The organism is Bradyrhizobium cytisi (assembly GCF_008123515.1).
In the GTDB taxonomy this organism is placed as follows: Bacteria; Pseudomonadota; Alphaproteobacteria; order Rhizobiales; family Xanthobacteraceae; genus Bradyrhizobium; species Bradyrhizobium cytisi.
Window position 1 is genome coordinate 51376 of record NZ_VSSR01000041.1, and the last position, 13114, is coordinate 64489.

Annotated in this window: 10 protein-coding genes; 7 read left to right on the forward strand and 3 right to left on the reverse strand. The window is 64.0% G+C overall.

Annotated elements, in window-relative coordinates; translation table 11 throughout:
* Window position 1: 1 nt before the first annotated feature.
* Complete coding sequence (locus tag FXB38_RS24185) at window positions 2-487, forward strand: nucleoside deaminase (protein ID WP_148753464.1); 486 nt, start codon at window positions 2-4, stop codon at window positions 485-487.
* A gap of 193 nt (window positions 488-680) precedes the next feature.
* Here the strand turns inward: FXB38_RS24185 and FXB38_RS24190 are convergent, their stop codons facing one another.
* Window positions 681-1787 carry a hypothetical protein gene (locus FXB38_RS24190; RefSeq protein WP_148753465.1) on the reverse strand — a complete coding sequence of 369 codons (1107 nt, stop codon included), beginning with the start codon at window positions 1785-1787 and terminating at the stop codon, window positions 681-683.
* Window positions 1788-2362: 575 nt separating this feature from the next.
* On the opposite strand from FXB38_RS24190, the gene FXB38_RS24195 reads away from it, so the two are divergent.
* The 4 genes from FXB38_RS24195 (at window position 2363) to FXB38_RS24210 (ending at window position 7069) form a co-directional block, all read left to right on the forward strand.
* Window positions 2363-3934 carry an ABC transporter ATP-binding protein gene (locus FXB38_RS24195; protein WP_148753466.1) on the forward strand — a complete coding sequence of 524 codons (1572 nt, stop codon included), beginning with the start codon at window positions 2363-2365 and terminating at the stop codon, window positions 3932-3934.
* Window positions 3918-5009, forward strand: coding sequence for an ABC transporter permease (locus tag FXB38_RS24200; RefSeq protein WP_148753467.1), 1092 nt, complete (start codon window positions 3918-3920; stop codon window positions 5007-5009). Before FXB38_RS24195 ends, FXB38_RS24200 begins: the two co-directional genes overlap by 17 nt.
* Window positions 4996-5913: an ABC transporter permease gene (locus FXB38_RS24205; protein WP_148753468.1), complete on the forward strand. Its 918-nt coding sequence runs from the start codon at window positions 4996-4998 to the stop codon at window positions 5911-5913. The genes FXB38_RS24200 and FXB38_RS24205 overlap by 14 nt, the downstream gene beginning before the upstream one ends.
* A 79-nt stretch (window positions 5914-5992) precedes the next feature.
* Window positions 5993-7069 carry a BMP family ABC transporter substrate-binding protein gene (locus FXB38_RS24210; protein ID WP_187435113.1) on the forward strand — a complete coding sequence of 359 codons (1077 nt, stop codon included), beginning with the start codon at window positions 5993-5995 and terminating at the stop codon, window positions 7067-7069.
* Between the two features lie 100 nt (window positions 7070-7169).
* On the opposite strand, the gene FXB38_RS24215 is transcribed toward FXB38_RS24210, so the two are convergent.
* Complete coding sequence (locus tag FXB38_RS24215) at window positions 7170-8519, reverse strand: 8-oxoguanine deaminase (protein WP_148753469.1); 1350 nt, start codon at window positions 8517-8519, stop codon at window positions 7170-7172.
* 153 nt (window positions 8520-8672) lie between these two features.
* Between FXB38_RS24215 and FXB38_RS24220 the strand changes: the two genes are divergently transcribed.
* On the forward strand, window positions 8673-9500 hold the full coding sequence (locus FXB38_RS24220; RefSeq protein ID WP_148753470.1) for an FAD binding domain-containing protein: 828 nt from the start codon (window positions 8673-8675) through the stop codon (window positions 9498-9500).
* On the forward strand, window positions 9497-12223 hold the full coding sequence (locus FXB38_RS24225; RefSeq protein ID WP_148753471.1) for a molybdopterin-dependent oxidoreductase: 2727 nt from the start codon (window positions 9497-9499) through the stop codon (window positions 12221-12223). The genes FXB38_RS24220 and FXB38_RS24225 overlap by 4 nt, the downstream gene beginning before the upstream one ends.
* Here the strand turns inward: FXB38_RS24225 and uraD are convergent.
* Complete coding sequence (gene uraD / locus FXB38_RS24230) at window positions 12220-13107, reverse strand: 2-oxo-4-hydroxy-4-carboxy-5-ureidoimidazoline decarboxylase (protein ID WP_148753472.1); 888 nt, start codon at window positions 13105-13107, stop codon at window positions 12220-12222. The two genes, FXB38_RS24225 and uraD, sit on opposite strands and share 4 nt — an antisense overlap.
* Window positions 13108-13114: the final 7 nt, after the last annotated feature.

The following is a 13114-nucleotide window of genomic DNA, read 5'->3' on the forward strand; positions in this document are numbered from 1 at the left end:
GATGGACGGCGCAAGCGAACGCGACGAGCAGTTTTTGCGTTTGTCCTTCGCGGTTGCCCGCCGTTCCCTTGCCCATGGCAACCATCCGTTCGGCTGCATCGTCGTCGACGCCGATGGCGAGGTGCTGATCGAGGCCGAGAACGGCTACATGCCGGATCACGACGGCACCGCGCATGCCGAGCGCCTCGCGGCCACTCAGGCCTGCCGCACGCTGAGCCGCGGGGTGCTGGCGACGGCGACGCTCTATTCCTCCGCCGAACCCTGCGCGATGTGCGCCGGCGCGATCTACTGGGCCGGCATCGGCCGCGTGGTCTATGGCCTCAGCGAGCACCGCCTGCGCAGCGTCACCGGCAATCACCCGGAGAACCCGACGCTCGACCTGCCCTGCCGTGAGGTCTTTGCCAGCGGCCAGCGGCCGACGACGGTGGTCGGACCGCTGCTCGAAGACGAGGCCGAAGCGCTGCACGACGGCGTGTGGACGAAGTAGGCGCCCCAGCAATCGGTACCGTAGGGTGGGCAAAGGCGCGCTCGCGCCGTGCCCACCATCGGAATGCAATTTAGGCAGAGGTGGTGGGCACGCTTCGCTTTGCCCACCCTACGGCAGCGTCTCTCCTCAACCACGAATGACGCCGCACATTTCTGCGCGGCGCCATCGTTGTAGCTCGGAAACTTTCAGCCGATCAGAACTTCACAGTGATACCACCGTAGACCGTGGACTCGGTGCAGCTCTTGGTGCTCTGGCCGGTCGCGGCGACCGTGCAGACGCCAGCCATGGCATTGTGATCGAGGCCGAACTTGTTCTGCCAATAGCGGTAGGCGACCCAGAGGTCGACGAAGTGCGAGTACTTGTCACCCAAAGCCGCCTTCGACGCATCGAAGGTCAGGCGGATCGGTTCGCTGTTCAACTCGGTCTTGGACTTGGTGCTGAAAATGCCAGTGCCCGAAAGCGCAGGAAGGCCGTTCGAGTCGCCCTTCGGTCCGTACCAGCCGGCGCGGCCGCTGATCGACCAGAACTGCATGTTCGGCGGCAGGAAGCCGAGGTCCATGTAGTAGTTGACTTCGACGGCCCAGGTCGGGTTGTAGCTGACATTACCGTCGGAATTACAGGTCACGCCCGCGACGCCTGCACCGAACAGGCCGCACTGGGTGAAGGCGTTGTGGTTCAGGAACTCCCAATACATCAACGGAGCGACGTTGACATAGCCCTTGTAGGGAAGGTCGAAGGCGAACTGGAGACCAGCGACCACGTCACGCTTGGCAGGCGCAAGGAAGTTGTTCTCGGTATTGGCGTCCATACCGACTTCAAACGAGATGTTGTGCAGCGGCCCCATCGTGAAGGTCTTGGTGTTGAACAGCTCGTTCCAGCCGAAGGTCGAGCGGAACAGGCCATAGATCTCGGTTGCGCCTGCGCAGTTGCCGACACCGCCGGTGATGGTCACGCCCGGCGCGACGCAGGGCGAGGCGGGGTCGTTATGACCCGACTTGAACATCGAGATCGTGAAGAAGTTGGTGCCGTAGGCCCAGAGGTCGAAGTGCGTGAACGAATAGACCTGCTTGGCGGTGGTGCCGTTGATGCTGCCGTCCGGGCGGGTGCTCCACATGCCGGGGTCGGTGCCCTTGGGCATCCAGGAGAACGACACGCGGTCGTCGATCACCAGGAAGAACGGGAGATCAGGAGCCTTCTTGGCGGCCTTGACCGGCAGATCCGCAGCCTGCGCCAGACCACCGGTGGCGAGCGAAGCAAGTGACAGCACTGCAGCTGCAATTGCCCTGAAACGAAACGACATTCTGAATACCCCCAAGCTTGGACACGCAAAAATTAATGTCCCTTGGGAGCGACACTTGCGCCGAAGTCCCGAAGTGAGAAGCCTCAACTTCTTTCAAGGCATGGCGCTTGTTTCGGCAGCGTATCGCATTTCACTGCGGAATTTTGAGGGTATCCGATGCGACATCGTCAACGGCCGTGGACAACGTCTTGCCGAACATTCCCGTTTGATTCTGTTTAGCTTTTGCATCGGCGCGATAACCCAAGCGCGACTGTCGAAGGCGGCCGTCGTGGTCACGGAGAAATGCATGCAGGCGGGTGGCGCGACTTTGCTCAGCTTCAAGTCAGGCCTGCCTAGCGGGTTCCGATTTGGCTAGAACCGTCACAAATTTGCAACAGCCGCCACGTGCAGCACGCAACCGCAAGAGCCGTGCAAGGGGCCATTGCGGACGCCTGGCGTCTCCGAAACAGCCGCGACTCGCGCGACCGGCCTTCTGCCGAAGCGTTAAGCAAGGGATGACGCTTTTTCACACCTTACGCAGCGGTTCAAACTAGCCCAGTATTAAGGCACTTCATCCCATGCAAGCACATCAGCGAATGTTAGATCCGATATCCAACGGCCTGCATTCCGGCGAGTCCCCGTTACTCAGGACGGTGGGACTGACCAAACGCTATGGAGATTTCCTTGCCAACGATTCCATCGACATCGAGATCTGGCCGAACGAAATCCACGCGCTGCTCGGCGAGAACGGCGCCGGCAAGTCGACACTGGTGAAGGCGATCTATGGGCTGATCCAGCCCTCTGCAGGCGAGATCCGCTGGCACGGCGATCGAATCGTGCTGTCCGGCCCGTCGGAAGCGCGCAGCCGCGGCATCGGCATGGTGTTCCAGCACTTTTCGCTGTTCGACAATCTCACCGTCGCCGAGAACGTCGCGCTTGGGCTCGACGGCACGGAATCCTTCAAGGACATGTCGGCGCGGCTGGAGCAGGTGTCGAAGACCTATGGCCTGCCGCTCGATCCCAGACGCGAGGTCTGGCAGCTGTCCGTCGGCGAGCGCCAGCGCATCGAGATCGTCCGCGCGCTGATGCAGGACCCGAAATTCCTGATCCTGGACGAGCCGACCGCGGTGCTGACGCCGCAGGAAGCCGACCAGCTCTTCATCGTGCTGGAGCGGCTCAAGGCCGAAGGCCGCGCCATCCTGTACATCAGCCACAAGCTCGAGGAGGTGAAGCGGCTCTGCGATACCGCCACGATCCTGCGCGGCGGCAAGAAAATCCAGACCTGCAATCCCCGGCTCGAGACCGCCGCCTCGCTCGCACGCATGATGGTCGGCGGCGAGATCAAAGAAGTGAAGGCAGCCGCGGGCCGGCAGACCACGATACCGCGGCTGGTCGTCAACGATCTCTCGCTCGCGCCGGACGAGGCGCATGGTGTGTGGCTCGAGCACATCTCCTTCGAACTGAAGGGCGGCGAAATCCTCGGCATCGCCGGCGTGGCCGGCAACGGCCAGGATGAATTGTTCGCAGCCCTGTCAGGCGAACGGCTGTCGAATGACCCCGGCACGGTGGTGATCGAAGGCATCGCCGCCGGCCACCTCTCGATCACCAGGCGGCGCAAGCTCGGCGCCGCCTTCGTGCCCGAAGAGCGGCTCGGCCATGGCACCGCACCGCGCATGAAGCTGTCGGAGAACGCGCTGCTCACGGGACACGCGGCGAGCGGCATGGTCCATCATGGCTTCATCGACACAGCAGCCACGCTCAAGACCGTCGACCGCGCCACCGAAACTTTCGACGTGCGCAAGGCCAAGCGCGATCCGGAAGCAGCATCCCTCTCGGGTGGAAACTTGCAAAAATTCATCGTCGGTCGCGAGATCCTGCGCAACCCGGCGGTGCTGGTGGTGAGCCAGCCGACCTGGGGCGTCGATGCCGGTGCCGCCGCCGTCATTCGCCAGGCGTTGCTTGATCTCGCCACCGCAGGCGCCGCGGTGCTGGTGACCAGCCAGGATCTCGATGAGCTCGCCGAAATCGCCGACCGCATCGCCGTGATGTTCCACGGCCGGCTCTCGGAGCCGCTCGCCACACGCGACGCAACACGCGAAAAGCTCGGCCTTCTCATGGGCGGCAGCAGCCTGGAGCCGAAGGAGGCAGTGCATGCAGTTGGTGCTTGAGAAGCGCGCCGAGCGCTCCAACACGATCGCGCTGGTCTCGCCGCTGATCGCGATCGGCTTGACGATCGTGACCATGACCATCCTGTTCGCGATCCTCGGCAAGAATCCGTTTCTCGCCCTGCAAGCCTATTTCGTCGCGCCTTTGATCGACAGCTATTCGCTCCAGGAGATTGCGGTCAAGGCGACACCGCTGGTGATGATCGCGATCGGGCTGTCGCTTTGCTATCTCGCTAACGCCTGGAACATCGGCGCAGAAGGGCAATTCTTGATCGGCGCCGTCGCCGGAAGCTGGATCGCGGTGAAGACGCAAGGCACCGACGCCGGCCCTTGGGTGCTGCCGGCGATGTTGGTGCTCGCGGCCGCCGCAGGCGCGCTCTATGCGCTGATCCCGGCGATCTGCAAGGTGAAGTTCGGCGCCAGCGAGATCCTCACCAGCCTGATGCTGGTCTATGTCGCCGACCTCCTGCTGGACTATCTCGTGCGCGGTCCCTGGCGCGATCCGAACGGCTTCAATTTCCCGACGACGGCCGAGTTCGATCCGGTTGCGACGGTGCCGCTGCTGATCGAAGGCGGCCGGCTGCATCTCGGCTCGATCATCGCGCTGCTGGTGGTTGCAGCGGCTGCGATCCTGCTCGGGCGCACCATCAAGGGGTTCGAAATTCGCGTCGTCGGTGCCGCGCCGCGCGCGGCACGGTTCGGCGGCTTCAACGCCAACCAGCTGATCATCCTGACCTTCGCGGTGTCGGGCGCGCTGGCTGGCCTTGCAGGCATCATCGAGGTCGCCGGTCCCGTCGGACATCTCCAGCCCGGCATCTCGCCCGGCTATGGTTTCACGGCGATCATCGTCGCGTTCCTCGGCCGGTTGAACCCGATTGGAATATTAATTGCAGGCCTTTTTCTCGCACTAACCTTTATCGGTGGCGAGCAGGCGCAGATCGCAATGAAGATCCCGTTGGACGTCACCAAGGTCTTCCAGGGCATCTTGCTGTTCTACGTGCTCGCCTGCGATTCCCTCATCCTCTACCGCTTCAAGCTGGTCTTCCCGAGCCGACAGGTGGCCCGTGGAGCTGGTTGAAGCCATCATCCTGTCGGTGCTCGCGGCGTCGACGCCGCTCCTGATCGCGGCAACCGGCGAGCTCGTGACCGAGCGCTCCGGCGTGCTCAATCTCGGCGTCGAGGGCATGATGATCGTCGGCGCGGCCTGCGGCTTTGGCGGCGCGTGGCTGACGGGCTCGATCTTCGTCGGCGCGCTGTTCGGCATCGTCGCGGGAACGCTGATGTCGCTGATGTTCGCGCTGATGGCGCTCGGGCTCGCCGTCAACCAGGTTGCGACAGGGCTGGCGCTGACCATTCTCGGCGTCGGTCTCTCCGGCTTGATCGGTGCCGGCTTCGTCGGCGAACGCATCACGCCGGCAGCTCATCTCAACATTCCCGGCCTCACCGACATTCCGCTGGTAGGTCGCGTGCTGTTCGGCGAAGACGCCTTCATCTATTTCTCCATTGCACTCATCATCGGCGTCTGGTGGTTCCTGTACCGCACGCGCGCAGGATTGATCCTGCGTGCCTGCGGCGACAACCACATCTCCGCGCATGCGCTCGGCTATCCCGTGCTGCACATTCGCACCCTCGCCGTCATGTTCGGTGGCGCCTGCGCCGGGCTGGCCGGCGCCTATCTCCCGCTCGCCTACACGCCCTTCTTCATTCCCGGCATGACCGCGGGCCGCGGCTGGATTGCGTTGGCTCTGGTCGTGTTCGCATCCTGGCGCCCGGGCCGGCTGGTGGTCGGCGCTTATCTGTTCGGCGCTGTGACGATCCTGCAACTGCATGCGCAAGGCTGGGGCGTCGGCATTCCCTCGCAATTCATGTCGGCACTGCCTTATCTCGCGACCGTCATCGTGCTGGTCCTGCTCTCCCGTGCGCGCACCGGCGGCTCGACCGCACCGGCCGCGCTCGGCACCGTGTTCGTGCCTGACCGCTAGCGTTTTCATTTTCGCAACGTGCGCGATGGGGCGCGCACGTTGCGGATCGTGGCTTTCCCCTGATGTTTGGAGATTGATAATGAAGAAATCACTTCTTGCGCTGGTTGCCGGCCTTCTGCTTGCCGGGAACGTCAGCGCAGCCTCCGCCGCCGACAAGCTGAAGGTCGGCTTCATCTACCTCGGCCCGATCGGCGATCTCGGTTGGACCTATCAGCATGAGCTCGCCCGGCAGGCTCTGGTAAAGGAGCTCGGCGACAAGATCGAGACCACCTATCTCGAAAACGTGCCGGAAGGACCCGATGCCGAACGCGCGATCGAGCAGCTGGTCCGCGCCGGCAACAAGCTGATCTTCACCACCTCGTTCGGCTACATGGACCCGACGCTGAAGGTCGCCAAGAAATATCCGAACGTGCATTTCGAGCACGCCACCGGCTACAAGCGCGACAAGAACATGTCGACCTATTCGGCCAAATGGTATCAGGGCCGCTACATTCAAGGCCTGATCGCGGCCAAGATGTCGAAGTCCGGCGTGCTCGGCTATATCGGCTCGTTCCCGATTCCCGAGGTCGTCTCCGGCATCAACGCGACGATCCTCGCGGCGCAGACCATCAACCCGAACATCAAGGTCAAGATCATCTGGGCCAACACCTGGTTCGATCCAGGCAAGGAGGCCGACGCCGCCAAGGCACTGATCGACCAGGGTGCCGATATCATCATGCAGCACACGGATTCGCCCGCCGCGATGCAGATCGCCAGCGAACGCGGCAAGCTCGCTTTCGGCCAGGACTCCGAGATGATCAAGTTCGGGCCCAAGACCCAGCTGACCTCGATCCTCGACACCTGGGGCTCCTACTACATCGAACGCGTCAAGGCCGAGCTCGACGGCACCTGGAAATCCGAGGACAGCTGGGGCGGTCTCGACAGCCACTTGTTCGCGATGGCGCCGTATACCAACATGCCTGACGACGTGAAGAAGATCGCCGAGGATGCCCAGGCGGCAATCACCGCGGGCAAGCTGCACCCGTTCAAATGCCCGGTGATTGGGCAGGACGGCAAGGAGATCGAGTGCAAGGGCGGCGCCAATCTCGCCGACGGCCAGATCCTCGGCATGAATTTCTACGTCAAGGGTATCGACGACAAGCTGCCGGGCAAGTAGCACGCTTCTTGCATTGACTAAATCACCTGCTCCTCCCGGAGGAGGTTCGGAGGGGGTGGCCAGAAGCACCCGGCACTTGTGGTCGCCCCCTCCTTCTATTTTACCCCGCCCGCATCGCCCGCGCCGCGGAACTGTGTCGGCGGATGAGGTCCGGCACGTCCAGTCCCGGGATCGCGCCATCGACCACGGCCCAATTCCCCGCCACCATCACCCGATCGGCCCGATGCGCCCCGCACAGAACCAGTGCAGCCACGGCATCACCGTGGCCGGAGAAGCGGAGCTCATCCAGCTTGAACAGCGCGAGGTCGGCGGCTTTGCCGACCGCGATCTCGCCCAACTCCGGCCGACCGACACACGCCGCCGAGCCCTTGGTAGCCCAACGCAGCGCATCCTTGTGGCTAACCCTGGTCACGCCGTAGCGCGCCCGCTGCAGCAGGAACGCGGCCCGCACCTCCTGCATCAGGTTCGATCCGTCGTTGGAGGCCGAGCCGTCGACGCCGATGCCGATGCCGACGCCAGCCTCTTCCATCTCGCACACCGGGCAGCATCCGGAGGCCAGCAACTGATTGCTGCACGCACAATGGCTGATGGTGGTTTTGGCCTTGCCGAGCCGCTTCATTTCGTCGGCATTGAAGAAGATGCCGTGGGCGAGCCAGGTCCGCGAATTAAGCCAGCCGCATTGCTCGAGATAGTCGAGCGGACGGCAGCCATACTTCTGCTGGCAGAATTTGTTCTCGTCCTCGGTCTCGGCGAGATGGGTGTGCAGGCGCACGTCGAGCTTGTCGGCGAGATCGGCGGTGTCGCGCATCAGCGAGGTCGTTACCGAGAAGGGCGAGCAAGGGGCAAGCGCAATCTGCACCATGGCATCCGCACCGTGCTGGTGATGCTTGGCGACCACGCGCGCGCTGTCGGCGAGGATCGTATCCTCGTCCTGCACGACGCTATCCGGCGGCAAGCCGCCGTCGCGCTGCGACAGGTTCATCGAACCGCGCGTCAGCAGCACGCGCACGCCGAGTCGTTTTGCGACGCCGACCTCGATGTCGACGGACTCTTCGAGCCCCGCGGGGAAAACATAGTGATGGTCGGTCGTGGTGGTGCAGCCGGACAGCAGCAGCTCGGACATCGCAAGGGTAACACCGAGCTCCAGCGATTCCGGCGTCATCCTCGCCCATACTGGATAGAGTGCCTGCAGCCAGGGGAACAGCTCGCGGTCCATCGCCGCCGGCAGTGCCCGCGTCAGCGTCTGGTAGAAATGATGATGGGTGTTGATGAGACCCGGCAGCACGACATGCTCGCTCGCATCGAACACCGTGACATCTGCCGTCGCAGGCGTGCCGCCCACCGGCACGAGTTCAATGATTCGACCATCCCTCACGACTACACCGCGCCCGGCACCATCGGCGAGAATGGCCAGGGGATCCCTGATCCAGATCGGCTCTGCGTCGCTCATGATCCTGTTTCTCCTCGCCCTCGTTAACGAATGGCCTGCAAGGCGGAGGCCATCCCGAGCGCGTTATTGCTGCGACTTGTTGTTGCCAGTTGGCGCTGGTCTTGCAAGACTTTCCGGGAGAATAATGCGTTCAGTAGAAGCGTTGGCGCAGCCATGGACTTGAATACCATCACAGCGGTCGCCCATCCGCAAACGCGCGCGCAATTGCCCGCTTGGACGCCAGGTGATGCTTGGCTCGCGGGCGGCACGTGGCTGTTCTCGGAGCCGCAAGTCCACCTCACCCGGCTGGTCGATCTCACCGATCTGAAATGGCCGGCGTTGACGATCACCGAGAGCCACCTCGGCATCGCCGCCACCTGCACAATCTCGCAACTCGATGCGCTCACCTGCCCCACCGACTGGCTCGCGGCGCCGCTGATCAGCCAATGCTGCCGCGCTTTTCTCGCCTCCTTCAAGATCTGGAAGACGGCGACCGTGGGCGGCAATCTCTGCATGTCGCTGCCGGCAGGACCCATGATCTCGCTCACCGCCGCGCTCGATGGCGTCTGCACGATCTGGAAAGCCGGCGGCGGCGAGCAGAGGATTCCGATCGTCGAATTCGTCACGGGCAACCAGCGCAACCGCCTGTCGCCGGGCGATCTGCTGCGGCAGATCGACATTCCACTTGCCGCACTGAAGCGCCGCTCCGCGTTTCGCCAGATCTCGCTCGCGCCGGTCGGCCGCTCCGCGGCCCTTCTGATCGGAAGCCTTGACAGCGCTGGCGCGCTGAAGCTCACCGTGACCGCATCGACCGTGCGCCCGATTCCGTTGTCGTTTCCAAAGCCACCCGATGCGAACGCGCTTCGCTCGGCAATAGCCGAGGCAATCACGGATGATCTCTATCACACCGACATTCATGGCAAGCCGCTCTGGCGCAAGCACATGACGCTGCGGCTCGCCGAGGAGATCCGCGTCGAGCTCCTGGGAGCAACGCCGCCATGAGCTTCGAGGTCAATGGCGCGACATTTCCGCAAGCCCCACGCGCCGGCCAGTGCCTGCGCACGTTCCTGCGCGAGCTTGGCCATTTCGGGGTGAAGAAAGGCTGCGACGCCGGCGACTGTGGCGCCTGCACCGTGCTGCTCGACGGTGAGCCCGTGCACAGCTGCCTGATCCCCGCGTTTCGCGCAGCCGGACGCGCAATCACCACGATCGAAGGTCTCGGCGGCGAACGCGGCGCGCACCCGATGCAGCAAGCCTTCCTCGACGCGCAGGGATTCCAGTGCGGCTTCTGCACGGCCGGCATGATCCTCACCTGCGCCACGCTGGACCAGGCGCAGCGCACCGATCTCGGCGCCGCGCTGAAGGGCAACATCTGTCGCTGCACTGGCTATGGCGCGATCGAGGACGCGATCCACGGCAAGACCAATGTCGATGATAGCGTCGAGGCCGGCGGCGCGTTCGGCCGCAGCCTGCCGGCGCCCGCGGGCCCGGACGTCGTCCGCGGCACGGCGCGCTACACATTTGACACGCAGGTCGAAGGCCTGCTGCACATCAAGCTTCTGCGGTCGCCGCATGCGCATGCCAGGATTGTCGCGATCGACAGATCGGCGGCAATGGCCGTGCCCGGCGTGCGCACGATCCTGACGCACGAGGACGCCCCATCGGTGCTGTTCTCGACTGCGCGGCACGAGAAGGACTGGATGGACCCCGAGGACACCCGCATCCTCGACGACGTTGTCCGCTTCATCGGCCAGAAGGTCGCCGCCGTCGTCGCCGAAAGCGAAGGCGCTGCCGAGGAGGCATGCCGATTGCTGAAGGTCGATTACGAGATTTTGCCTGCGCTGATCGATCCCGAACAGGCAATGATGCCGGGCGCGCCGCTCGTGCATCCCGATCGGACCGGCCCGAATCGCGTCGCCGACGCGCAGCGCAATCTCGTCGCGGAGACGCATGGCGAATTTGGCGACGTTGCCTCGGCCCTCGCCACATCTGCCGTCACCTACGAGGCCACCTTCCACAGCCACCGTGTGCAGCACGCGGCGCTGGAGACCCATGGCGGGCTCGCCTGGCTTGACGATGCAGGTGTCCTCAACGTCCGCACCTCGACACAAGTGCCGTTCCTGACCCGGCGTGCGCTCTCGGACATCTTTCAACTTCCCATCGACAAGGTCCGTGTGTTCTGCGAGCGCGTCGGCGGCGGCTTTGGCGGCAAGCAGGAGATGTTCGTCGAGGACATCCTGGCACTCGCCGCGCTGAAGACGGAGCGGCCCGTCAAGCTCGAGCTCACGCGTGAGGAACAGTTCATCGCGACCTCGACGCGGCACCCGATGCGGGTCCACATCAAGGCCGGCGCCGATGCCGACGGCAGGCTCACCGCGCTACAGCTCGACGTGCTCTCCAATACCGGCGCTTACGGCAATCACGCCGGCCCCGTGATGTTCCACTCGCTGTCCGAGTCCATTGCCGTCTATAATTGCCCGAACAAGAAGGTGGACGGCTTTGCGGTCTACACCAACACGGTGCCGGCGGGCGCATTTCGCGGCTATGGCCTGCCGCAGACGCTGATCGCGGTCGAGGCCGCGATCGACGAGCTGGCCAAGCAGCTCGGCATCAACCCTTACGAGATGCGCCGGCGCAACATCGTCAAGCCCGGCAATCCCATGCTGTCGCCGCCGCCGTCGGAATATCACGACGTGCTGTACGGCTCGTACGGTCTCGACCAGTGCATCGACCTCGTCGAGCGCGCGATGCAGGCCGATGGCCCGCAGCCCGAGCTGTCGGGCGAATGGCTGATCGGTGATGGCGTTGCCTTGACCATGATCGACACGGTGCCGCCGGCCGGCCACATCGCCGACGCGATGATCGCGCTCAACGACGATGGCGACTTCGATCTCACCGTCGGCACCGCCGAGTTCGGCAACGGCACCAGCACCGTGCACGGGCAGATCGCCGCGACCGTTCTCGCGACCACCGTCGACAGGATCCGCCAGCGCCAGTCCGACACCGCCCATGGCGGCCACGACACCGGCGCCTATGGCAGCACGGGCATTTTCGTTGCCGGCAAGGCGACGCAAGCCGCAGCCATGCAGCTTGCGACCGAATTGAAGGCGGCCGCCGCCAGCGCATGGCTTTGCGATGCCGCGACCTGCACGCTCGAGGGCGAGTTCGTCGTCAGCGGCGTGCGGCGAATGTCCTTTACCGAGCTGGCGAAGCTCGCGCGCGAGGCGGGTCGTCCGCTCGTCGCGCACGGCAATTCCGAGGGAACGCCGAGATCCGTCGGCTTCAACGTGCAGGGCTTTCGCATCGCCGTGAACAAGGGCACCGGCGAGATCAGCATTCTCAGGAGCGTGCAGGCAGCGGATGCGGGCGTTGTCGCCAATCCCATGCAGTGCCGCGGCCAGGTCGAGGGCGGTGTTGCGCAGGCGCTTGGTGCTGCGCTCTACGAGGAAATGGTGATCGATGCGAATGGCCGCGTCACCAATCCCAAATTCCGCGACTACCATCTGCCGTCCTTCGCGGACGTGCCGCGCACGGAAGTGTTGTTCGCCGAGACATCCGACATGATCGGACCGTTAGGGGCGAAGTCGATGAGCGAGAGCCCGTACAATCCGGTCGCAGCCGCACTGGGCAATGCGATTGCCGATGCCACCGGCATCCGCTTCACCGCACCGCCGTTCAAGCCGGATCGGTTGTTTCCGGCGCTGCACGAGAAGTTCGGCGACTAACTGCCGCGATAGGTCGAATAGCTCCAGGGCGTCACCAGCAGCGGCACGTGATAGTGGCTCTCCGGCTCGCTGATCGCGAACCGCAGCGGGATATCGTCGAGGAATGGCGGATCTGACAGCTGCACGTTGCGCTCGGCGTAGTATTTGGCGACGCTGAAGCGAAGCTCGTAGCGGCCGATCGGCAGCGGACGCCCGCCGATCAGCGGCTGGTCAGTGCGGCCGTCTACATTGGTGAGGGTGCGCGCGATGACGCGGCTCTCGCCGAGACTCGCGAGCTCAATCAACTCGACCGCGATGCCCGGCGCGGGCTTGCCCGCGTGATTATCGAGCACATGCGTCGAGAGCCGGCCGTGCACCTTGAGCTTGTCATCCGCGATGACGAGCTGGTCGAGCCGCAGAGCAGCGATACGAGATATTTCCTCGAGGGCGCGGCGTGTCTCGGTCTTAGCGATGTTCTGCAGTCGCGCCTCGAAGTCCTGCAGGATGGAATCCTTGGTGTGCCGGCGCGCGCAGACGATATACGGGATGCCAAATTTTTCGCGATACGCATTGTTCGCCCGCTCAAAGGCCGCATATTCGGTGTCCGACAGACGGTCGAGACCGGCGCTGTTCTGCTCGGCACTCGAGTCAGGCGTGAGTCCCGCTGCGCGCTGGGTCTTGTTGGCGAGGTCGGGATGCGCGCGTATCAGCGCCAGTTGCACCTCGGGCTCAGCGCTCGCGATCGCCGCCTTGATCGCGTCGAGCAGTGGATTGATGCCGGCAAACGGACGGCGCGCCGCGGCTTCTTGAGCAATCCAAGGCGAATATTCGACCACGTTTTCAAGTACAGCGACGAAATCGTCGAAGCTCGCGGCATTGAGATCAGACAAGGCGATCTGCGACATTGCTTCC

Coding starts and splice junctions, on each gene's coding strand:
- FXB38_RS24185 (WP_148753464.1), top strand. CDS start 2: ATGGACGGCGCAAGCGAACGCGACGAGCAGTTTTTGCGTTTGTCCTTC.
- FXB38_RS24190 (WP_148753465.1), bottom strand. CDS start 1,787: ATGTCGTTTCGTTTCAGGGCAATTGCAGCTGCAGTGCTGTCACTTGCT.
- FXB38_RS24195 (WP_148753466.1), top strand. CDS start 2,363: ATGTTAGATCCGATATCCAACGGCCTGCATTCCGGCGAGTCCCCGTTA.
- FXB38_RS24200 (WP_148753467.1), top strand. CDS start 3,918: ATGCAGTTGGTGCTTGAGAAGCGCGCCGAGCGCTCCAACACGATCGCG.
- FXB38_RS24210 (WP_187435113.1), top strand. CDS start 5,993: ATGAAGAAATCACTTCTTGCGCTGGTTGCCGGCCTTCTGCTTGCCGGG.
- FXB38_RS24215 (WP_148753469.1), bottom strand. CDS start 8,519: ATGAGCGACGCAGAGCCGATCTGGATCAGGGATCCCCTGGCCATTCTC.
- FXB38_RS24220 (WP_148753470.1), top strand. CDS start 8,673: ATGGACTTGAATACCATCACAGCGGTCGCCCATCCGCAAACGCGCGCG.
- FXB38_RS24225 (WP_148753471.1), top strand. CDS start 9,497: ATGAGCTTCGAGGTCAATGGCGCGACATTTCCGCAAGCCCCACGCGCC.
- uraD (WP_148753472.1), bottom strand. CDS start 13,107: ATGTCGCAGATCGCCTTGTCTGATCTCAATGCCGCGAGCTTCGACGAT.